Origin of the sequence: Beduini sp. (assembly GCF_047239305.1) — a bacterium.
Classification (GTDB): domain Bacteria; phylum Bacillota_I; class Bacilli_A; order Erysipelotrichales; family Coprobacillaceae; genus Beduini.
On the sequence record NZ_JBKTEM010000001.1, the window covers coordinates 107,350 to 130,359 of the forward strand.

The 23,010-nt window shown below is 36.8% G+C and carries 22 protein-coding genes; 13 read left to right on the plus strand and 9 right to left on the minus strand.

Features of this window, described 5'->3' with window-relative positions:
* Positions 1-7: 7 nt before the first annotated feature.
* From purM to purB, 6 genes are read left to right on the plus strand one after another with little or no spacing between them, the layout of a single operon-like run.
* A complete protein-coding gene (purM, locus tag ACLRVU_RS00545) occupies positions 8-1,033 on the plus strand; it encodes a phosphoribosylformylglycinamidine cyclo-ligase (protein ID WP_412890212.1) in 1,026 nt (341 codons plus the stop codon).
* The gene (gene purN / locus ACLRVU_RS00550; protein ID WP_147552906.1) at positions 1,027-1,617 is read left to right on the plus strand and encodes a phosphoribosylglycinamide formyltransferase; all 591 of its coding nucleotides are present in this window, start codon (positions 1,027-1,029) and stop codon (positions 1,615-1,617) included. Before purM ends, purN begins: the two co-directional genes overlap by 7 nt.
* Positions 1,614-3,140 (plus strand): bifunctional phosphoribosylaminoimidazolecarboxamide formyltransferase/IMP cyclohydrolase, encoded by a 1,527-nt coding sequence (gene purH / locus ACLRVU_RS00555; protein ID WP_412890213.1) that lies wholly within the window; start codon positions 1,614-1,616, stop codon positions 3,138-3,140. Before purN ends, purH begins: the two co-directional genes overlap by 4 nt.
* 10 nt (positions 3,141-3,150) lie before the next feature.
* On the plus strand, positions 3,151-4,407 hold the full coding sequence (purD, locus tag ACLRVU_RS00560; RefSeq protein WP_412890214.1) for a phosphoribosylamine--glycine ligase: 1,257 nt from the start codon (positions 3,151-3,153) through the stop codon (positions 4,405-4,407).
* A gap of 12 nt (positions 4,408-4,419) precedes the next feature.
* Positions 4,420-8,175 carry a phosphoribosylformylglycinamidine synthase gene (locus tag ACLRVU_RS00565; RefSeq protein WP_412890215.1) on the plus strand — a complete coding sequence of 1,252 codons (3,756 nt, stop codon included), beginning with the start codon at positions 4,420-4,422 and terminating at the stop codon, positions 8,173-8,175.
* A gap of 1 nt (position 8,176) precedes the next feature.
* Positions 8,177-9,559, plus strand: a complete 1,383-nt coding sequence (purB, locus tag ACLRVU_RS00570) for an adenylosuccinate lyase (RefSeq protein ID WP_412890216.1) — start codon at positions 8,177-8,179, stop codon at positions 9,557-9,559.
* A gap of 49 nt (positions 9,560-9,608) precedes the next feature.
* Here the strand turns inward: purB and ACLRVU_RS00575 are convergent, their stop codons facing one another.
* The 9 genes from ACLRVU_RS00575 to ACLRVU_RS00615 form a co-directional block, all read right to left on the minus strand.
* Positions 9,609-10,382, minus strand: coding sequence for a nitroreductase family protein (locus ACLRVU_RS00575; RefSeq protein WP_412890217.1), 774 nt, complete (start codon positions 10,380-10,382; stop codon positions 9,609-9,611).
* A 22-nt stretch (positions 10,383-10,404) separates the two neighbouring features.
* Positions 10,405-11,154: an EFR1 family ferrodoxin gene (locus ACLRVU_RS00580; protein ID WP_412890218.1), complete on the minus strand. Its 750-nt coding sequence runs from the start codon at positions 11,152-11,154 to the stop codon at positions 10,405-10,407.
* Positions 11,154-11,753, minus strand: a complete 600-nt coding sequence (locus tag ACLRVU_RS00585) for a TetR/AcrR family transcriptional regulator (RefSeq protein ID WP_412890219.1) — start codon at positions 11,751-11,753, stop codon at positions 11,154-11,156. The genes ACLRVU_RS00580 and ACLRVU_RS00585 overlap by 1 nt, the downstream gene beginning before the upstream one ends.
* Positions 11,754-11,883: 130 nt before the next feature.
* A complete protein-coding gene (locus ACLRVU_RS00590) occupies positions 11,884-12,321 on the minus strand; it encodes a hypothetical protein (protein ID WP_412890220.1) in 438 nt (145 codons plus the stop codon).
* A gap of 83 nt (positions 12,322-12,404) precedes the next feature.
* The gene (locus ACLRVU_RS00595; RefSeq protein WP_412890221.1) at positions 12,405-12,821 is read right to left on the minus strand and encodes a YjdF family protein; all 417 of its coding nucleotides are present in this window, start codon (positions 12,819-12,821) and stop codon (positions 12,405-12,407) included.
* Positions 12,822-13,106: 285 nt separating this feature from the next.
* Positions 13,107-13,373 (minus strand): DUF3795 domain-containing protein, encoded by a 267-nt coding sequence (locus ACLRVU_RS00600; RefSeq protein WP_412890222.1) that lies wholly within the window; start codon positions 13,371-13,373, stop codon positions 13,107-13,109.
* Between the two features lie 29 nt (positions 13,374-13,402).
* Positions 13,403-14,224 (minus strand): helix-turn-helix domain-containing protein, encoded by an 822-nt coding sequence (locus ACLRVU_RS00605; protein ID WP_412890223.1) that lies wholly within the window; start codon positions 14,222-14,224, stop codon positions 13,403-13,405.
* 71 nt (positions 14,225-14,295) lie between these two features.
* Positions 14,296-14,625, minus strand: coding sequence for a DUF2116 family Zn-ribbon domain-containing protein (locus ACLRVU_RS00610; protein WP_412890224.1), 330 nt, complete (start codon positions 14,623-14,625; stop codon positions 14,296-14,298).
* Positions 14,626-14,720: 95 nt separating this feature from the next.
* Positions 14,721-15,644 carry an ROK family protein gene (locus ACLRVU_RS00615; protein ID WP_412890225.1) on the minus strand — a complete coding sequence of 308 codons (924 nt, stop codon included), beginning with the start codon at positions 15,642-15,644 and terminating at the stop codon, positions 14,721-14,723.
* 166 nt (positions 15,645-15,810) lie between these two features.
* Here ACLRVU_RS00615 and ACLRVU_RS00620 point away from each other — a divergent pair, with 166 nt between their 5' ends.
* From ACLRVU_RS00620 to ACLRVU_RS00650, 7 genes are all read left to right on the plus strand, one after another.
* On the plus strand, positions 15,811-18,303 hold the full coding sequence (locus tag ACLRVU_RS00620) for a heavy metal translocating P-type ATPase (RefSeq protein WP_412890226.1): 2,493 nt from the start codon (positions 15,811-15,813) through the stop codon (positions 18,301-18,303).
* Positions 18,303-18,566, plus strand: coding sequence for a metal-sensing transcriptional repressor (locus ACLRVU_RS00625; RefSeq protein ID WP_412890227.1), 264 nt, complete (start codon positions 18,303-18,305; stop codon positions 18,564-18,566). Before ACLRVU_RS00620 ends, ACLRVU_RS00625 begins: the two co-directional genes overlap by 1 nt.
* Before the next feature lie 80 nt (positions 18,567-18,646).
* Positions 18,647-19,237, plus strand: a complete 591-nt coding sequence (locus tag ACLRVU_RS00630) for a DUF4230 domain-containing protein (protein WP_412890228.1) — start codon at positions 18,647-18,649, stop codon at positions 19,235-19,237.
* A gap of 25 nt (positions 19,238-19,262) precedes the next feature.
* On the plus strand, positions 19,263-20,114 hold the full coding sequence (locus ACLRVU_RS00635; RefSeq protein ID WP_412890229.1) for a hypothetical protein: 852 nt from the start codon (positions 19,263-19,265) through the stop codon (positions 20,112-20,114).
* Between the two features lie 10 nt (positions 20,115-20,124).
* The gene (gene proB, locus ACLRVU_RS00640) at positions 20,125-20,901 is read left to right on the plus strand and encodes a glutamate 5-kinase (RefSeq protein ID WP_412890230.1); all 777 of its coding nucleotides are present in this window, start codon (positions 20,125-20,127) and stop codon (positions 20,899-20,901) included.
* Position 20,902: 1 nt separating this feature from the next.
* On the plus strand, positions 20,903-22,126 hold the full coding sequence (locus ACLRVU_RS00645; RefSeq protein WP_412890231.1) for a glutamate-5-semialdehyde dehydrogenase: 1,224 nt from the start codon (positions 20,903-20,905) through the stop codon (positions 22,124-22,126).
* Between the two features lie 433 nt (positions 22,127-22,559).
* On the plus strand, positions 22,560-23,009 hold the full coding sequence (locus ACLRVU_RS00650) for a MarR family winged helix-turn-helix transcriptional regulator (RefSeq protein ID WP_412890232.1): 450 nt from the start codon (positions 22,560-22,562) through the stop codon (positions 23,007-23,009).
* Position 23,010 lies beyond the last annotated feature (1 nt).

A 23,010-nucleotide genomic window follows, 5' to 3' on the forward strand; every position in this document is an offset into this window, starting at 1 on the left:
ATTACAGATGGATTACAAAAAAGCTGGAGTAGATATTGAAGCAGGCTATAAATCAGTAGAATTAATGAAAAAGCATATCAAGCAGACAATGAGACCGGAAGTATTAGGTGGAATTGGCGGATTTGCCGGAGCATTTGATTTAAGTGCGATTAAGAATATGGAAGAACCTGTTCTATTATCAGGAACAGATGGTTGTGGAACAAAAGTAAAACTAGCATTCATTTTAGACAAGCATGATACAATCGGAATCGATGCGGTGGCAATGTGTGTCAATGATATTGTTTGTTCTGGTGGAGAGCCGTTATTCTTCCTTGATTATATTGCTTGCGGAAAAAACTATCCGGAAAAGATTGCGACGATTGTAAGTGGTGTTGCCCAGGGATGTGTTCAGTCTGAATGTGCGCTTGTTGGAGGAGAAACTGCAGAACATCCGGGGTTAATGCCGGAGGATGATTATGATCTTGCGGGATTTGCGGTAGGTGTTGTTGATAAAAAAGATATTATCGATGGTCAAAATATAAAACCGGGAGATGTTTTAGTTGGGATTGCCTCTAGCGGGGTTCACAGCAACGGATTTTCATTAGTGCGTCAAGTGTTTGAAATGAGCAAGGAATCATTGAATACATATTATGATGAATTAGGAAAAACGTTGGGAGAGGCATTAATTGCACCGACTAGAATTTATGTAAAAGCACTTAAAAATGTTGGAAATGCTGGCATTAAAATTAAAGGATGCTCACATATTACAGGTGGCGGATTTGATGAAAATGTACCAAGAATGCTGCCTGATGGAATAAGAGCGGTCATTAAAAAAGACAGCTATGAAGTCCCTGCAATCTTTAAATTAATTGCGAAAAATGGAAATATTACTGAAGAAATGATGTATAACACATTCAACATGGGGCTAGGAATGATCATTGCCTTAGATCCAAATGATGTGGATGCAGCAATGAATGCTATTAAAGAAGCCGGGGATGAGTGTTATATTGTAGGAACTATTGAAGCAGGAGATAAGGGAGTTACTCTATGCTGAAAATAGCTGTCTTTGTATCAGGAGGCGGAACAAATTTGCAATCTCTTATTGATGCTACCCAAAACGGTAGCATCAATGGAGAAATTGTTTTAGTTGTTTCTAACCGAAAAAACGCTTATGGGTTAGAAAGAGCTAGAAATGCTTCCATCAAGGCTGAAACAATTAAAGATCAAGATGTATTAATTCAACGATTACAAGAAGAAAACGTTGAATTAATTGTTTTAGCGGGCTATTTAGCGATCATTCCAGAAAAATTAGTTCAGTTATATCCGAATCGTATTTTAAATATTCATCCATCTTTAATCCCTGCTTTTTGCGGGCCCGGATTCTATGGTATCCATGTTCATGAAGCAGTATTAAAAAGAGGGGTTAAAGTAAGTGGGGCAACCGTTCATTTTGTAAACGAAGAAGTAGATGGCGGACCTATCGTCATTCAAGAAGCCGTTGATATTGCGGACTTGGAAACGGCAGAAGACATTCAGCAAAGAGTATTAAAAATAGAACATCGTATCTTGCCAAAAGCAGTTCAGCTGTTTTGTGATGGAAAGATAATGGTAGAAAAAGGAAGGGCAAAAATCTTATGAAAAAAAGAGCGTTAATTAGTGTAACGGATAAAACCGGAATCGTTGAATTTGCTAGAGGATTAATAGATTTAGGTTATGAAGTCGTTTCTACTGGGGGAACTATGAAGCAGCTGTGTGCTGCGGGATTAGACTGTATTGCAATTGATGATGTGACAGGATTCCCAGAGATATTAGATGGTCGTGTAAAAACTTTGCATCCGATGGTTCATGGCGGATTGCTGTTTAGAAGAGATGATCCTCATCATGTTGAAACAGTAGAAAAAATGAATATTCAGCCAATTGATATCGTGTGTGTGAATTTATATCAGTTTGAAAAAGCATTAAAAGAAGGAAAACCAATGGAAGATATGATAGAAAATATTGATATCGGCGGACCTTCTATGATTCGATCTGCAGCTAAGAACTTCAAAGATGTTTTAATTGTGACAGATCCAGCGGATTATAATGAAGTACTAGAAGCGTTAAAGGATCAAAAAGATGACTATAATTTCAGATTAAATCTCGCTTACAAAGCCTTTAGTTTGACCGGAAGCTATGATGCGATGATCTCACGTTATTTTGCCGGAGTAGTCGGAGATGATTTCCCAGATATCTTAAATATTTCTTTAAAGAAAACAGAACATCTGCGTTATGGAGAAAATTCACAGCAAAGAGCGAATGCTTATGAAGATCCTTTTGTACAACATACTTTATTGGATTATGAACAATTAAACGGAAAAGAAATTTCATTCAATAACGTTAATGATTTATATGGAGCGGTGGCTTTAGTAAGAGAGTTTAAAGATCAGACAGTAACCGCAGCTATTAAGCACTCTACTCCTTGTGGGGTGGCGATTGCCGATACCGGATACGATTCTTATATAAAAGCTTATGAAGCGGATCCACAATCTATCTTCGGGGGAATTGTAGCCGTCAACTATAAAATTGATAAAGAAACAGCTTTGGAAATGAAAAAGACATTCCTTGAAATTGTCGCTGCACCGGATTTTGATGAAGAGGCTTTGGAAGTCTTAAAGAAGAAAAAGAATTTGCGTATCTTAAAATTAAAGAATTTAAATGCTCGTGAAGCTAAATATGATATTAAGTATTTAGAAGGAAAAGTGCTGGTTCAGGACATTAACGATAAAATGATTGAGGAAATCAAAGTAGTCACTAAAGCACAGCCGACACCGGCGCAGTTAAGCGATATGGAATTTGGTATGAAGGTAGTTAAATTTGTTAAATCAAATGCGATTTGCATCGTAAAAAACGGAGTAACGCTGGCGATTGGTGGGGGTCAGACTTCACGTGTTTGGGCATTGGAAAATGCAATACATAATAATCAGGATAAAGATTTCAATGGTGCCGTTTTAGCAAGTGATGCGTATTTCCCATTTGGAGACAGTGTGGAAACTGCACATAAGGCAGGTATCAGTGCTGTTATCCAACCTGGTGGAAGTATCCGAGATCAAGAATCAATCGATTATTGTGATGCCAATGAGATGCCAATGGTATTCACTGGATTAAGACACTTTAGACACTAGGAGGATTGTCATGAAGGTATTAATTATCGGTGGGGGTGGTCGTGAACATGCGATTGCCTACGCCCTTTCTAAAAGTAAAAGAGTAAGTGAAATTCATGCAATCCCTGGGAATCCGGGAATTGCTCAGATTGGAACGTGCCATCCTGGCAGTGTCACTGATATTGAAGGAATCAAGCAGTTTGTGAAAGACAATCATATTGATTTTACTGTTGTCGGTCCGGAAGATCCGCTGTGCTTAGGAATGGCAGATGAACTGGAAGCCATCGGCTGTCCGGTTTTTGGACCACAAAAAAAAGCCGCTCAGTTAGAAGGAAGCAAAGCTTTTTCAAAAGAGTTTATGATGAAACATCATATTCCGACTGCAGCTTATAAAGAAGTAAACAGTTATGATGAAGCCGTTTTAGCGTTGGATAACTTCAGCTATCCAGTTGTAATAAAGGCGGATGGTTTGGCTGCGGGTAAAGGTGTTGTTATCTGTGAAAACCATGAAGAAGCGATTCAAGCATTAAAAGATATTATGGAGACGAAAACTTTGGGTGAAGCCGGAAGTAAAGTCGTTATTGAAGAATTCTTAAAAGGATTTGAATGCTCTTTATTATGTTTTACAGACGGCGAAACAATTGTACCCATGGTAAGTGCCAAAGATCATAAACAGGTTTTTGATGGAAATAAAGGACCGAATACAGGCGGAATGGGAACTTTTTCACCAAATCCTTTCTTGCCAAAAGAAATAGAAGATACATTCCAAGAAAAAATCTTAGATCCTTTCATGAAAGGATTAAAAGCGGATCAAATGGATTATCGAGGGGTTGTTTTCATTGGTTTAATGATTGATGGTCAGGATGTTAAGGTTCTTGAATTCAACGTTCGTTTCGGTGATCCGGAAACACAATCAATCCTGCTTCGTTTAGAAACGGATATCTTGGATATCTTTGAAGCTGTTTCTAAAAGAAAATTAAAAACTGTGAATATTCAATGGAAAAAAGAATCAGCTGGATGTTTGGTTTTGGCTTCCGGGGGATATCCTGGCAGCTATGAAAAAGGAAAGTTAATTCAACATTTAGATGAAGTGGCAGAAGATATCATTATCTTCCATGCCGGAACTGCTTTTGATGATCAGCACCAAGTGGTTACAAATGGTGGACGTGTATTGAATATCTGTGCATTGGGAGCTTCATTAGAGGAAATTCGTGAAAAAGTATATGCTGCGGCAAAAGTCATCGATTTTGATGGTAAATATTACCGAAATGATATCGGTCTAATTTAAGAGGGGTCACGTATGAGCAAAGTATATCGCGTATATGTAGAAAAAAGAAAAGAAAACGCAGTGGAAGCAGAAGCTGCAAAGAACCAGTTAATTGAAGAATTAGGAATGAATCAAATTGAAAGCTTAAGCATTGTTCATCGCTATGATGTTCAGGGAGTAAGTGACGAAGTATTAAAGGAAGCTATTCCGACGATTTTATCTGAACCGATGGTAGATGACGTTTATTTGGAAGAATATGCAAGCGGAGATGCTAAAGTATTTGCGATTGAATTTTTACCGGGACAATACGATCAAAGAGCGGATTCAACAGAACAGTGCTTTGAAATCTTAACAGGAAGTGCTACTGTAAAAGTAAAATGTGCAAAATTATTTGTACTTCATGGTCAGTTAACAGATGAAGATATTAATAAAATTCAGGATTTCTTAATCAACCCAGTGGATCAGCGTTTAGCTTCATTAGAAAAATATGAAGATTTATCAGATCAAATGCCAGAAATCAAACCTGTTCCTGTATTGACAGGATTCAATCAGTTAGATGAAAATGGATTAAGAGATTTTGTCCGTGATCAGGGATTGGCAATGAACTATGATGATTTAAAGGTGACACAGGATTACTTTAAGTCAATTGATCGTGAACCTACTGAAACAGAAATCAAAGTGTTGGATACATACTGGTCTGATCACTGCCGTCATACGACATTTGGTACAATCATTACAGATTTAGATATTGAAAACGGAGCTTTCAAAGAAATTTTAGAACAAGATATTGAATCTTATAAAGCAAGCCGTCATTTAGTATATGGTATTGAAACAACAAGACCGTTAACATTAATGGATCTTGCCACTATTTCAATGAAGGAATTAAGAAAAACTGGATATTTGAATGATATGGAAGTATCGGAAGAAATTAATGCCTGCTCAGTGGAAATCACTGTTAAAACAAATGCCGGAGATGAACAATGGCTGTTAATGTTTAAAAATGAAACCCACAACCATCCAACTGAAATCGAACCTTTTGGTGGGGCAGCGACTTGTTTAGGCGGTGCTATCCGTGATCCATTATCAGGAAGAGCTTATGTGTATCAGTCAATGCGTATTACCGGTGCCGGTGATCCACGTAAGTCTATTGAAGAAACATTAAAAGGAAAACTGCCTCAAAGCAAGATTTGTCGTGAAGCTGCTCATGGCTTCTCATCTTATGGAAATCAAATCGGATTAACGACAGGCTTTGTTCATGAGATTTATGATGAAGGCTATGTCGCTAAACGTATGGAATTAGGTGCCGTCGTAGCGGCTGCGCCAAAACATCAGGTGATCCGTGATATTCCTCAAGCCGGACAAATTGTCTTATTGATTGGCGGACGTACTGGTCGTGATGGTGTTGGTGGAGCAACCGGATCATCAAAATCACATGATATTAAATCTATTGAAACTGCCGGTGCAGAAGTACAAAAAGGAAATCCGGTAGAAGAAAGAAAAATTCAGCGTTTATTTAGAAACGAAGAAGTAAGTAAACGTATTGTTCGTTGTAATGACTTTGGAGCCGGTGGTGTTTGTGTCGCTGTCGGAGAATTAGCACCGGGGTTAGATATTGAACTAGATAATGTATTAAAGAAATATGATGGTTTAACAGGAACTGAATTAGCTGTTTCTGAATCTCAGGAAAGAATGGCGATTGTGGTTGAACCAAGTGATGTAGAGTTTATCAAACAAGCCTGTGCAGATGAAAACTTAGAAGTCGTTCAAGTGGCAACAGTAACCAAAGAACCACGTTTAGTCATGCATCATATGGGACAGGTAATTGTAGATATCGAACGTGATTTCTTAGATGCGGCCGGAGCAAAACGCTATCAGGATGTGAAGATCACTTTACCTGATTTCAATTGTACGCCATTCCACTTAGCTACAGCAAAAGATTTCAAAACAACTGTAAAAGATGTTTTAGGCGATTTAGCTGTATGTTCTCAAAAAGGATTGGTAGAGCGTTTTGATTCTTCAATCGGAAATGCAACGGTATTATCTCCTTATGGCGGAAAAACTTATCGTACTGAAACCGAAGGAATGTGTGCATTAATCCCTGTGTTAGGAAAAGAAACCACAACAGCGTCTTTAATGACTTATGGATATGATCCAAAAATTTCTACATGGTCACCTTATCATGGTGCTGTCTATGCAGTAGTCGAATCTATCGCTAAAATTGTGGCAATGGGTGGCGATTATCATAAAATTCGTTTTAGTTTCCAAGAATATTTTGAAAAATTATTAGATGATCCGGTACGTTGGGGAAAACCAATGGCAGCTTTACTCGGTGCTTTTAAAGTTCAAAAAGAATTAAAACTGCCTTCAATCGGTGGAAAAGATTCGATGTCAGGATCATTTGAAGATATCCATGTACCGCCTACCTTAGTGTCTTTTGCGATTGTCTCTCAGGAAGTTCACAATGTCATCTCTCCTGAATTAAAAGGAAGTGGACATACATTAGTTGAGTTCATGCTGAAAAAAGATGAGTATCATTTATTTGATTATGCCCAATTGCAGGCTCAGTATGATGCTGTATATTCCTTGGTAAAAGCGGGTAAAGTATTAAGTGCCTATACTATAAAAGCAGGTGGATTGATCGAAGCAGTCAGCAAGATGGCGTTCGGTAATGAAATCGGGGTTGAATTTGCAGATACATTAACCATGGATGACTTAGTAGCCAACCATTATGGTCATATTGTTCTTGAAATCGAAGATATCAAAGATGTTGACGGTTTAGAAAATGTTCGTGTGATCGCTTCTACAAACGATTCAAAAGACTTAGCTTATAAAGGGGAAAGCATTGCTTTAGATGAAGCTTATCAGGCAAACAGTGAAACCCTAGAAAAAATCTATCCAACGACTCAGACTGCTGAAAGTGATGAAGTCATTGTGAAAGACTGCAATGAAAGAAGTACACTAAAGGCTAAAGTGATTGTGGATACACCAAAAGTTGTGATTCCAGTGTTCCCGGGAACAAACTGTGAATATGATTCAAAACGTGCTTTCGAAAAAGCAGGAGCAGAAGTAGAATTAGTATTAATCCGAAATAAAACAGAAAAAGATATTGCGAATTCTATCGATGATTTAGAAAAGGCAATTCAATCAGCAAATATTGTTATGCTGCCAGGAGGATTCTCTGCAGGTGATGAACCGGAAGGATCAGGTAAATTTATCGCCACAGTATTACGTAATCCTCGTTTAAAAGCAGCAATTACAGATTTATTGGAAAACCGTGATGGGTTAATGATCGGTATTTGTAATGGATTCCAGGCTTTGGTTAAATTAGGACTATTACCTTATGGTAAAATCTCTGATCTGACTAAGAATGATCCGACATTAACATTCAATACAATCGGTCGTCATTTATCACAAATGGTGACAACACGTATTTCTAGTGTTAAATCTCCATGGTTAGCGAATGTAGAAGTAGGGGATCAGCATATTATCCCGATTTCTCATGGAGAGGGACGTTTTGTAGGACCTAAAGAAGTAATCGAAGAGTTATTCGCAAACGGACAAGTCTTTACACAATACGTAGGACTAGATGGTCAGCCAACAATGGAATCTCCATATAACCCTAATGGTTCAATGGCAGCTATTGAAGGAATTGTCTCTATTGACGGACGTGTGATCGGTAAAATGGGACACAGTGAACGTCAGGGAGAAAACCGTTTCAAAAACATTTATGGTGAAATGGATCAAAAATTATTTGAAGCAGGTGTAAATTATTTTAAAGGCGGAAAATAGAATGGAAAAACAAGAATTTGAAAGTTTTACTCTTTGTCCATTAGACGGACGTTATTCAAAAATAAAAGACGCCCTAGGCGAATACTTTTCTGAATATGCATTAGTCAAGTATAGAGTTTTCGTTGAAATCCAATGGTTAAAATTCTTGATTGAAAATGTAGAATGTGAAGTGTTAAGTCGATTTGATCTTCAGGATCTTCCTAAGATCGAATCGATTACTAAAGAATTTAATTATGATTCTTTTAAACGTATTAAAGAAATTGAAAGTGTTACACGTCATGACGTTAAAGCAGTAGAATATTTCATTGATGAAAAAGTAAAAGCTTTTGGCTTTGATTACTTAGTGAGCTTTGTTCATATTGGCTGTACTTCAGAAGATATCAATAATACTTCTTATGCCTGCATGATTAAATATGGATTAAAAGAAGTATGGCTGCCTAAAGCTAAAGAATTTGCTGGCATCATCAATCAGTGGGCAATCGACCATAAAGAAGATGCGATGTTGGCTCATACTCATGGACAGCCGGCAACACCAACTACCATTGGGAAAGAATTTAAAGTATATGCTTACCGCTTTATGTCAAGTATTGAAAACATTGAAAACATCCAGGTTAAGGCAAAATTCAATGGGGCTACTGGAAATTACAGTGCTATCTTAACTGCTTTTCCACATTTAGACTGGCAAGTGCTGGCAAAGAAATTTGTGGAAGAGTATTTAGGATTAACCTTTAACCCGCTGACTACTCAAATAGAAAGTCATGATTATACCTGTCATATTTTAGACGGTATTCGTCATTTCAATAATGTACTGGCTGATTTCGATGTGGATATGTGGCTGTACATTTCTATGGAATACTTTAAACAAATCCCGGTAAAAGGGGAAGTGGGAAGCAGTACAATGCCTCATAAAGTAAATCCGATCCGTTTTGAAAACAGTGAAGCGAATGTCGATATGTCAAACAACATCTGTATGGCTTTATCGAATAAATTACCAAAATCACGTATGCAAAGAGACTTATCAGATTCTTCAAGCCAGCGTAATTTGGGATTAGCTTTCGGTTATTCTTTACAAGCGATCAATGAGACAAAAGACGGTTTGGAAAAATGTGTAGTTAATAAAGAAAAGCTTGCTTCTGATTTGAATGAAAAATGGGAGGTGCTAGCTGAACCTATTCAGACCATGCTTAGAAAATATGGAATTCCGGATGCTTACGATACCTTAAAGGAATTAACCCGCGGAAAGAATATTTCGAAAGAGGATATCATGAAATTTTCTGAAAGTTTGGAAATGCTGTCAGATGTTGATCGTCAGACATTGATTGATATGACCCCTGCAGCTTATATTGGTTTAGCGAATCTTTTAGCGGATATTCATTTAAAATAAAGAATAAAAATGATATAACTCATGTGGGTTATATCATTTTTTTATGTTGTTAAAAATAATGGATAGTGGCTTCTTCTTTTTGAGCGGTGCGGTGATATTTGACATTAGGATATCCTAATACCAACGCAGTAATAACTTTACCATGTTTTAATTGAAGCTGTTTACGAAGCTTTGACGAATATTTTACTGCCATCGCAAAAAAACCACTGTATAAAACTCCTAAGTCATGGGATTCTGCCATTAGTACCATATTACTGGCAGCAAGTGCTCCGTTTATTTGACTTTTAGAGATTACAAGTATGACTGCGGGTGCTTTCTTAAAGAAAAAATCATCATCAATTGGAACTTCTCTGGCTGTCTTGTTTATTAATTTGATCACTGGAAGAAGACGTTTAAATAAACGAACGGCAATCCTCTCAAAATCTTTTAGATTATCTTTTAAAACAATATAAGAAACATCCTGTGCATTGCTGCCTGTTGGAGTCAGGCGCCCGGCTTCAATGATTTGTCTGATGATTTCATCTGAAATCGGCTGATCTTTAAACTGACGGATAGTACGTCGTGTTTTTAAAGCCTGCATGAGCTGTTGCGAATCCACTGTAGTTTTTTCTTTAAATTCAATAGGTGGTTCATTAAAACCGGTCATTGAGACTGCTTTTTTGGGACAAATCGCTGTACAATGCCCGCATTTAATACATTGCTGCTGCTTTGTATGCGCTTTTTTATTGATGAGCGCAATATTATTGGCAGGACAATCTTTGATGCACTGACCACAGCCAATACATAGGTTTTTATCAATTTGAATAAGATGTTCTTTCAACATAGATGCTTCCTTTCTTTAATGGTTAGTCTTTTTTTATATAATAATGATAGCGATCTTTTGACTTTGATTTATACTCAATCGCTTTTATTGGGCATCCGCCAATACAAGCCATGCAATGGGTGCAGTTACCTTTCCAGATTGGCTTACCATTTTTTAAATCAATGTTGTTAAGGGGACATCTCTCCACACATTTATTGCAGGATACACATTGCTTCGAAACTTTAAATCCTTTATCACGAACAAGCAAAGGGTAATAGAGGAAATTAATAGGACCGCTGGACAGCTTGCCTTTAAATGAGGGAGAAATATTGTTAAAGGGTTCTCCTTTTGCGATTTGCTGTGCTGTCTTTTGAATACTTGGTTTTGCTCTTTCTAATATATCCTGACATTCAGAAGCTGTAGGGGTAGGGAACATAGCCAAATAATTTTCCGGCATGATGATTTCTGATAGTCCCATAAAATGCCATTTCTTTTCTTTACATATTTTTTTGGCGTATCTAATTGCATTGCCGCTGCTTCCGGCACAGGTGAGAACAAAATAGGCGGTTGTTTGATTTTTAAAACACATATCCTGAATCCAACGCTCTACAACTCTTGGCATTCGCCATGCATAAGTCGGGGTGACAAAGACCCATGGTTTATCAGATTCAAAGCAACCTCTTTTATTCGCTTTAAGATATTGATTTATTGAGACTAATTCATCATTGGTTACATCTGCTATTTTTTGAGCCACTAACTGACTATTCCCGGTTCCGCTAAAATAAAAAATCATCAGTATCTCTCCTTTTCTAATATTTCATCTGTAATCCCTTTTACTATAATTCCAAGATAAGCTTTTGCTTCCTCTTTAGGACATTCTTTCTTATCCAAATATTTCCATTCTAATAAGGTAAGAACCGCATCACTGTATACCTTTGCTGCCATCTCTTGGGGAACTTTATAACGATTCTGATTAGGACAGTTTTTAAATGCTTCCACCATGCTTGTGGTTAAATAAAAACGGAATTGATTAATTAAATATTGGCTTGATGGATTGTGTTCCAAGATGTCTTGAAGAACTTTTTGATATTGGTCAAGAAAATCGAAGCAGTTTTCCATCAATGTACAGATGTAGTTATGGGTGGTGAAGTCTTCAGGTATAGTTTGATCGATTTGTTTTTGAAAGACCATAAAGCAGTAGTGCAGTAAGTCATTTTTATCATCAAAATAGTTATAAAAAGTTGCTCGCGGAAGCATAGCGCCGTCACAAAGTTCTTGAATTGTAATTTCCTCAAAGGATTTTTCAGAAAGAAGTGTCAGCATTGCTTTTTGTAAAGCAGTTAATGTACGTGTAGCACCGATCGTTAATTTTTGATAGGGGTTATATTTCATCGTTAATATCTCCTTTTATTTCAAAGCTATTATATACTATTGTTTTAATTTAGACAAGTGTATAAATATGACTTGTTGTTTATCATTGAAATAAAAAAACAAGACAGTATCTTGATGTCTTGTTTAAGCGTCAAAATGGATAGAGTTCAGATAACTGTTTAGCGACATAAGCCTGCAAAGAACCATGTGGCTGCAAGTAAAAGTCACGCAGATGAACAGGATCATGGATCACTACTTTTTGTTGATCTAAACGATCAAATAACTGCTTCAATTCTTCAACGGTAAGATCCGGCTGGAGTTCGAAATACTGGGTTGTTGTCTGAATATTCAAATTTAAACGAAAGCGTGTACCGGCTGCAATATCAAACACTAGCACTCTTGTTTTACGCACTTCACTCAGCACTTCAATCGTGACTGTTACGACCTGTCCATAAGTAAAACATAATACTTCTTCACTATTGTCTTTGGAGTAGATCTGAATGCGATCTTCACCTAAAACCAGAATGCCCCCGTGATCCGGTCTCATTTTATCATCAATGATGTAATCATCACTAAATAATATTTTCATTTACATTCCCCCTTTATTTCATCATAGCAAGAATCTGCTTTTGATAGTATACCTTTCCTAAAAAAGAAAAGAAAAGCTAAGGATTAATGTCCTTTATGCTTTTCCTTTCTTTTTTGTTTTCTCAGCTGATATAACTGATCTTTTTGTAATTCTTTCATCTGTTTAGATACCTGTTTTCTTAGCTGCTGTGTTTTTTCATACTCAGCTTTCAGGATCTGCTGTGCTTTTGTTGCTGGAGTGGGTTGATTCATGAGCTTGCTGACGAGCCGTTGTCTCCTCTTAGGGTTGATTTTGGCCGTCTGAGTGATATTGTTGGAAGCGTGCTCAATGAAATGAAACTGATGAAAAGATTTTAAAAGCATCTGATAAATCTGTGGGTCAGTGGGTTCTTTTCCAAAGCGAATCTTGCAGATTTGTTGTATTCCATCAAAACGGATTTCATAGATACCAATCCAAAAAGGATCATCAAAAAAGACAGTTAATTGCGATTGAACAGACATAATTGTTCCTCCTTAAAGTTTATAAATAAGAAGGGACAACCAAGGAGGCAGGTTACTGATAGCTTCGCTACGTCTGGACTACCAACCAGACTGTGTTTTTATCTTACATAGTAATTATAATAAATATGAAGATTTAATCAAAGTATTTTTGTTTTTTATTTTGGATATTTATTTTTCTAATTTTACACATACATTAACACTAATACTTTTTAATAAATGGTGAATTTTCCCGGTAATATACAACAAATTAAAACCGACTTTAACAGCCGGCTTAGTATGTAGTATTTATTTTTGACATTCCTTCCACATCTTGCACTGGCAAATTCTTTTTCCGCCATCTCCTTGCTTTTCATCATAAGCAAAGGCATTCAGCTGCTCACATGGGAAAGCTTCACATTCACCGCAATGTTCGTATCCCCTTTTTTCACAGCACGATTTAATGATACATTCTTCACCCCAAAATGGCTTTTTGATATGAATACATCCAAAACATCCTACTTCTTCTTTATAATGACATTCATTACATAAAATTCCACATCTTGATTCTATCATCCTCTTATCCTCCCTATATTTTATTATATTTAGAATTTATAAAATTCATTGTAAAAATCGGACAAGTTTTCGATATACTCAGTAGGGGTTGTCTCACATATTTCTTTGAAAACATGATTAAAATGTGCCTGATCAAAATAAGAATAATCAAAAGTAAGATCAAGAAGATTTTTATGATTCATATCCTTAATGAGATGGTTAATAGTCACAATCTTTGAAAATTTTTTGACACTTAGACCAATATATTTATTAAAACAACGGTTAAGCTGACGTTCGCTTTTTCCTAATGTATGAGCAATATCTGAGGTGCGTTGTATGATATGCTGTGAATATATATGTTCAATTTGATCTAAGATAGGAGATTCAATAGGATGTTTTTTTATTTCCTGACATAAGAGTTTATCCATTAAATCGACAAGTTCATCAAAAGTAGTTATCTTTGATAGCTGTGTATGAATTAAATCATAGAGATTGTAATTTAAATTTTTGAGTTCATATTCCTGATCTACCATTTCCCGAATGGATTTGCCAAAGACTTGATAGAGTCCGCCTGGCAGGAATTCGACAAAGAAACGGCAGGGATAGGTATTGAGATCATTGGCAACACCGACGACTTTTGTGGTAGGTCCCCATACTTTAATCCTCCCTCTAGCAAAGTCAAACACAAAACAACCGCTGACATCCGGAATCAATTGTAAAGTAGGTTCATCAGAGACCGGTAATTCATAGTTGGGAAAAGTAATCGTGTAATGTGCCACTGCTTTTTTAAGCGGAGCGGCGGGTTTAATATATAGATGATGCTTTGTTTTATTGATATATTCACGTGTATAGCTGTCAACATGAAACTGCATGAAAGTCACTCCTTCTTCTTTCTATTATACTTGATTTGAAAATAAAAACCACATCAGAGACTCTAATGCAGTTAAATAAAAAAGTAAGAAATAATACCGGAAAGAAGTGCAATGCCACCGATAATTCTAGCTATTGTTATTGATTTTTGAATACCGGAACGACGAATCGTTGAAGCTTTAGTAAAAGGAAAGACAATGAAATCCAGACCTAAGAGGATTAGACTAATCGCTGTTCGATAAGGATGATTCCATAATAAGGCAATTCCAATAGTGATGAGAGCCACAACTGCAAAAACAGGCATGCCTTTTCTTTGTTTTTGGTAGTATTGCTCAGCTTTTTGCTGACATTCTTGACTGCAATAATCCTTTTGTGTATCTTTACCGCAATAGAGACATTTCATTTGAATTCCTCCCTTTATTATAACTAATATCTTAATGGTCAAAAGAAATAAAGTCAAATAGAAAAAATGTCTGAAACATCTCAGACATTTATTGTTTATATAATATGATACAGCTGCATGAAGTTATATAGAGCTCCTAAAAGATTAGAATCGTTATTGAACTTACACGCTTTGATTACAGGTTTAGCGAATTGATGTTCATGCTGAGACAACAGGTCCACATATTTTTGAACACCGGTTAAAAAGCTTGGCTGTTCACTGATACCTCCACCTAGTAAAATAATATCCGGATCGTAGGTATACTGGAAATTATAGGCTTGCATTGCAATGCTGTAGTACATATCTTCAATTGCTTCGATGCATTGTTCATCCCCAGCGGCTGCCCATTCGTAAATTTTTTCGCCAGGACATTCCTTAAAGTCTTTACCTTTCATTTTGCCAACACGTAATGATAAAGCCACCGCAGAGGCTTTTAATGCCCATAAATTCATGAACAATGGTTTCCCATCCAATAGATCTTGGCGTGTATAATCAACAATTAAGTTTGAAATTTCCCCAGCTACTAAGCGATTTCCACGATGAATCTTACGATCTTTAATAATCGCACCACCGATTCCGCTGCCAAAGACCATTACAATGGCATCCTGAACATCTTTTGCGTGACCAAGCCACACCTCTGCCAGTCCTGCTGATTTTCCATCATTTTCAACAGCGACTTTTATCCCGTCACAACGTTTAGAAAGTTCCTCGATGACGCATACTTTATCTAGGCAGGGAACACCTCCGCCTTTATAAACAATCCCTTTTTCAACGTCAACCGCACCCGGAACAGATAAAGCAATACCAGATAATCCCTCTTCTTTGTTTTCCTTATAGATGTTTTCAAGAATATCTAAAAATTGATCCTTGTCCTGACGATGTACTGTAGGTGTTTTTCCCTTTTTATAGAATTTCCCATTTTCATCAATGATGGCGAACTTAATAAATGAGCCACCTACATCTAAAACTAAAAATTTCATTTGTCTATCTCCTAACATTCAATCATTATGCTACTATCATAGCACTTTTTGAATGGAAATGCTTTCATAATTTGAATAAAAATTTTAAGCAATTTTCTTGCAAATATAAAATAAGTAAGATAAGATATAACCACACCCCTACCAGGGAGGGGCAGAAAGGAGTTTTATGAAAGAAAAATATCGTATTACAGGGATGACATGCAGTGCTTGTTCGTCTTTTGTTGAAAATAGTGTGAAAAAGATTGATGGGGTAGAGCATGTTGAAGTAAATCTATTGAGTCAGTCAATGAATGTAGATTATGATGAAACGAAAGTGGATCAAAATAAAATTATCAGTGCGGTGACCAGCGGCGGTTACGGTGCCGAGCCGGAAGGGAAAAAAGATTTAGTTCAAAAGACAGAGGTCAAAGATGAGTTAAAAGAAATGAAGCATCGCGTGATTTATTCATTTGTTTTTATGATCTTATTGATGTATGTATCAATGTCAGTGATGTTTACTTATCCGATTCCATCTTTCTTTGTAGGTCATGAGAATGCCTTGATTTTAGTATTGACACAGTTTTTATTAGTGCTGCCGATTGTCTATTTAAATCGTCAATATTTTATCAGGGGGTTCCGTTCTTTATTTAAAGGACATCCCAATATGGATACCTTGATAGCCATTGGATCAGGAGCATCGCTTGTTTACAGTTTGTTTGTTTTTTATGAGATGGCATTCGCTTATGGTCGTATGGATATGAATGCGATGAACAATCATTTTGTTCATGATCTTTATTTTGAATCTGCCGGAATGATTTTAACACTGATTACATTTGGGAAGTATTTGGAAGCACGTTCTAAACGTAAAACAACGGATGCAATATCCAAGCTGATTGATCTTAGTCCAAAACAGGCATTAGTTATTAAGGATGGTCAAGAAGTGATGGTACCGGTTGAGGAATTAATGATCGGCGATATCGTTTTAGTTAAACCGGGACAGAGTATTCCTAGTGATGGGATTGTTGTTGAAGGGTATAGTTATGTCGACGAGTCGATGCTGACTGGCGAAAGCATGCCGGTAGAAAAGCATGTTGATGATAAAGTGATTGGAGCCACTATGAATAAGCAAGGGGCATTCAAGTTTAAAGTGACAACCACTAATGAAAACTCCACTTTATCAAAGATTATTTCATTAGTCGAGGAAGCAAGTAATTCCAAAGCGCCGATGGCGAGTCTGGCAGATAAAGTATCTTCCATCTTTGTTCCAACCGTAATGGTGATTGCAGCAGTTGCTTTTGTTGTTTGGCTGCTTGTTGGAAAAACATTTAGCTTCTCCTTATCTATTGGAATTGCCGTTCTCGTTATTTCTTGTCCATGTGCATTAGGTTTAGCAACACCGGTCGCTATTATGGTCGGAACTGGAAAAGCAGCTGAAAATGGAATTTTGATTCGCAATGCGACTGGATTAGAAAATGCTCATAAAGTAGATCATATCGTGCTAGATAAAACAGGAACAATCACCGAAGGAAAACCAAGAATAAGTGATATTGTATCCGATCGATTAACTAAAAAAGAATTGCTGGCAATTGTGGCTGCTTTAGAAAAAACTTCAGAACATCCATTAGCCTTAGCGTTTAAAGAAGAGGGAGAAAAACTCGGGGTTACTGTTTTACCGGTGATAGATTTTGAAGCTAAAACCGGCTTTGGCATCACAGGCAATATTGAAGGCACTGCCTATTCAATAGGGAATATTCGTTTAATGGAACAATTAGGGATTCATGAAAATGCATATACAAAAAGAGCGGAAGCATTGGCGAAATCCGGAAAAACAGTTATGTATGTTGCTAAAGATGGAGAAGTGATCGGAATCACAGCGGTGTTTGATCATATTAAAGAAAGCAGTTATCATGCGATCGATGAACTTCATCGCTTAGGCATCAAGATCACAATGCTGACCGGGGACAACCGTTTGAGTGCCAATGCATTAAAAGACCAGCTGCACTTAGATGAAATTATCGCAGAAGCTATGCCGGAAGATAAAGAAAAGAAGATCAGGCAGCTTCAGGCAGAACATCATTTTGTAGCAATGGTCGGTGATGGAATCAACGATGCGCCGGCATTAAGCAGTGCTGATGTAGGGATTGCGATCGGTGCCGGTAGTGACATTGCTATTGATTCTGCTGATGTTATCTTAATGAAAAGTGATTTGAATGATGTTGTAACGACGATTGCTTTATCTAATAAAGTTGTCCGCAATATTAAACAGAATTTATTTTGGGCATTCTTCTATAATTGTATTGGTATTCCATTAGCAGCAGGGCTGCTTTATCCGATGTTCCAATTAAAACTAAATCCGATGTTTGGAGCACTGGCAATGAGCTTGTCTTCTGTCTGTGTGGTAACGAATGCTTTACGTTTAAGATTTTTTAAAGCAACAACTATCGAAAATAAAGAAAGAAAAGAGGAAATAAAGATGAAAAAAACAGTTTATATTGAAGGAATGATGTGTGCGCATTGTCAGTCTCGTGTAAAGGAAGCTTTAAATAATATTCCCGGTGTCACAGCAGACGTGGATTTAGATAATAAATTAGCGCGTATTGAATTAAGCACTGATATTAGTGACGGAAAAATTAAAGAAGCAGTAGAAGATGCAGGATATAAAGTAACAGGTATTGAATAATGAAAGGCGATCAAAAGAAAACCTTGCAGTATTTAAAGACAGCTCGTGGGCAGTTAGATGGCGTTATCAAAATGATTGAAGAGGATCGCTATTGTATCGATATCTCCAATCAGCTTCTAGCTATTGAATCCCTCGTTCAAAAAGCCAATCAAGAAGTATTGAAAGGGCATCTTCATCATTGTGTTAAAGAAGCGTTTGAAAGCGGTAAAGAAAATGAAAAGATTGATGAGATTGTGCAATTAATCTCCAAAATGACAAAATAGCTAATTCTTTAGCTATTTTTTCTTAAACTTTAATTTAAAATATAGTATAATCAAGTAAATAAGCATTAGGGGGTAGAAGAATGAAAAAATATATGAAGACAATCAAGCAAATCGTGTTTGTTGTGATCGTAGCGGCTATCTCTTTAACAATTGGATCTTTTATCGGTGGAAAACAGTCAAAACCGGAAATTACGTCAGATCTGATTACTCAGCAATTACGCTCAGCAAGTGAGTTAACGACTTTAGAATATTTATATACCAATATTGGCAAGTTTGAAAATAATATTGATTTTAATGGCTGGAATATCCCGTTAACGACAAAAGAGTTTGTTTTGTCTTATGATGGCGTTATTAAAGCTGGGATTGATTTAGAAGCGTTGGAAGTAAAAGTAGAAGGACAAAAGATTGTGGTAACATTGCCGCAGGCAACAATTACCAGCCATGTCATCGATGAAAAAAGCATTCAGCTGTTTAATGAATCAAAAAATATTTTTAATCAGATCAGTGTTCAGGACTATGTCGATTTTACGAAAGTTCTAAAAGAAGAAAAAGAATTGGATCTGGAAACAAAAGGATTATTGGAACAGGCACAGGAGAAATCAAAAGAAGTGCTTACAACCTTGATCGATACCTTGACGGATCATGAATATACAATAGAGTTTACAGCATAAAAATAGTACATAGGGGAGGGATTAGATGGATGTTTTAGCGATTAGAAAAAAAGCAAATGATATGTTTTATGGCTATTATCGTCTATTAGTCCCTGCTTTTTATATGATTAACTGTGTGACCTTACTTGCACAGTTATCCAGCAGCGGCTTTTTATCGTTAACGATTGAGTTTTTATTGGTCACTTTATCACACGGTTTTATTCATATGGCGTTAATGCTGGATCATGGAGAAGTAAAAGAATTTTCATTCAGTGATATTTTTATCGGCATTAAGCAGTTTGCTAAATACTTTCCTTCTTATATTGTTAGAAAAGTTATTTTAGTAGGAGCGATGCTGCTGATTATGGTTCCCGCATTTAGTATTCTATATCATATGGCAGGCGAGCAGTTTTATCGTGTTTTTGATCATTTGATCTATTTACTCTTTTCAAATAGTTTTCGTATTGATATGATCAGTTTTTTCTTAACTGATTATTTCTCTTGGTGGGTGCTTTTGTTTATTGGATTAGGTGTGATCGTTTATTTTTATCTGTCTGCTGTCTTTATTCTAGTTCCCTGCATTGTCGAAGATTATGATTATGCTTGGAATGAAGCCTTGATCAAATCAGCTAAAATGATGAGCGGGCATATAAAAGATTTCATCCGCCTAGTGCTGAGTTTTACACCTAATTATTTAGCTTACTTTGCTTCATCATTGTTAGTGATGTCAGTTTGTGGTTTTTTACCCATTGCCGGCACTTCGACTTATTTGGTCATCTCCATGCTGTTGATGATCACTTCGTATCAGATTCGTTTCTATCAGGCGATTTCTATCTTCTATTTAGAATTGCGCGATCAGACACGCGAACCAAATTCACATGAACTTTTCAAGATTTAGGGGAGAAAATATGGAAAAGATCGAACGTATTATTATAAAGGTGGGCAGTTCCTCATTATGTAATCATAATGGGGTTCTTGATTTAGAAAAGGTATTGCTGCTGGTTCAGCAGATAGCCTTGCTGAAAAAGAAAAATAAACAGGTTCTGTTAGTGACTTCCGGTGCGATTGCAGCTGGAATGGGAGTTGTAAAATTATCTGAAAAGCCAGAAGAAGTTGCTAAGAAGCAAGCTTTGGCTGCTATTGGCCAAACTCATTTAATGCATCATTATGAAGTGATTTTTAATATGTTTAAACTTAACTGTGCACAGGTATTATTGAATCATGATGATTTTAAAGAGGGGGAACGCTTGGAACATCTACGTCAGACTTTGCATGTCCTTTTTGAAATGGAAGTGATTCCGATCATTAATGAAAATGATGCTTTAGCTGTGGAAGAAATCAAGGTGGGGGATAATGATACGTTAGCTTCTTTACTGGTTCCGATCATGTCTGCCGACCTTTTGATTTTAATCAGTGATATTGACGGTTTATATGATAAGAACCCTAATCTTCATGCAGATGCAAAGCTTGTCTCAAAGGTGGAACATATCGATGAGGCGATCTTGCAGATGATAGAGGATAAGCAAACGGCTTTAGGAACCGGCGGGATGGCAACAAAAATAAAAGCGGCTCGCTATGCAACACAGAATCACTGTCATATGGTGATTATGAATGGACAGGATATTCACCGTCTGCATGAATTAGCAAATGGCATGTGTGTGGGAACTTGGTTTAAGGGGGAATAATATGGAACTAAAAGATCAGTTAAGAGAAGTGAAAACAGCTTCTAAAGAGTTGGCACTTTTGACAGAAGAAAAAAGAAATCAGATGTTAAAGAACATTGCTTGTTTATTGATCGAGCGAAAAGAGGAAATTCTAACAGCCAATCAAAAGGATATTGCGAATGCAGAAGAATTAAGCAAGGCAATGATCGAACGTTTGACATTGACTTGTGAGAAAATTGAAGCAATGGCAAAACAGGTAGAAATTGTGGTAAAGCAAAAAGATCCCTTGCATCGAGAACTAGAAAGCATACAACGTCCTAATGGATTATTGATAAAGAAAATGAGTATCCCTCTTGGTGTGATGGCAATCATCTATGAATCACGTCCCAATGTTACAATTGATGTTGCCTGCTTATGCATAAAAAGCGGAAATGCCTGTGTATTAAAAGGGGGAAAAGAAGCTCATCATACTAATCAGGTGTTGGTGGCTTTGATCCATGACGCAATGCGTGGGATTATAGATGAGCATGCGGTGATGCTGATTGATTCTTCAAGCCTTGTATTAGAATTAATCCAAAGCAATGGGCTTGTTGATGTGGCAGTTCCGCGCGGAGGCAAAGGATTGATTGATTTTGTAGTTAAGAATGCCACTGTGCCTGTTATTGAAACAGGAGCAGGCATCTGTCATCAGTATGTAGATAAGAAAGCAGATCTTGATCAGGCGGTGAAAGTAGCAGTTAATGCCAAAGCATCAAGGCCCTCTGTATGCAATGCCATTGAAACGCTGCTTGTTCATAAAGAAGTGGCAGAACCCTTTTTAACCGCTTTGAAGCAAGCCATGGAAGAGGTACATGTTGTCTTAAAAGGGGATGAACGTATTGCTCGATTTATTGATGTTGAACCGATTTGCACAGAAGATTATGCAACTGAATATAATGATTATATTCTTAATTTAAAGATTGTGGATTCCTTGGAGGAAGCAGTCGCTCATATTCAGCATTATTCTACCGGACATTCAGAAACAATTATGACTCAAGATGAAAGCCGCGCTCAATACTTTATTGACCATATTGATTCTGCTTGTGTCTATATCAATGCCTCAACTCGTTTTAGCGATGGCGGAGAGTTTGGCTTTGGCTTGGAATTAGGAATCAGTACCCAAAAGCTGCATGCTCGCGGACCGTTAGGCTTACAGCAGATGACGACCTATCGCTACGTTATTTTTGGTGATGGACAAATACGATAATAAGATGGACAAACCGATTTTTGGTTTGTTTTTTTGTCACCTATTATGAGTCAGAGAATAAGATAGAAGATAAGCTGTCAAAAAGGATCAAGCTTATATAAAAAAACTGTCATAAATGGGATACCGGATTGAATGATCACAAATAATTAACACATCGGTAAGAAACTGTTGTTTAGACAACAGCATTTATGATGTTTGATGGTAGTATAGGTAACGATTGTTGATTATGCTATAAGTAAGGATTTAGTGTAAAGAAATATAAGGATGAACGTAATATTTAAGAAATGCTAATCCTAAATAATAAAGAGGAACATAGAAGATAAAAAGATTTAGATAATAATGGTTGACATTAGTTAGTATACTAACTATAATAAGAATACAATAGTTAGTACAGCTAACATTTAGTATGACTAACTATTTAGGAGGTGACAGAGTGGAAGAAAATGGTTATATCACGACTTTACAGCAATTTGGTATGATGACGCATCAGTTGTTTCATAGTTTGACACGTCAAATGGCAAATCTTCCAGTATCGGCAGAAGCGCCGATTTTACTGCATGTCATAGAAAAGCATGGACCACTGACACAAAAGGATATCGCTCGAAGAATGCGCATTAAGCCGGCAACATTGACTGTTCGTTTACAACGATTAGAGAAGATGGAATATGTAAAACGCGAAACTGATGTGAACGATAAAAGAATCCAAAAGGTCAGTATAACCGATGATGGTGTACGCATTATCAAAGAGTGTTATGAAGCATTCGGCTATGTCGCAAAGCATGCATTTGATGGTTTTAGTGAGGAAGAAGTGAAAACATTTATTTTTTCGATACAGCGAATGAATGAAAACATTGAAAAAATTGATATGAAAGGAAAGGAATAAG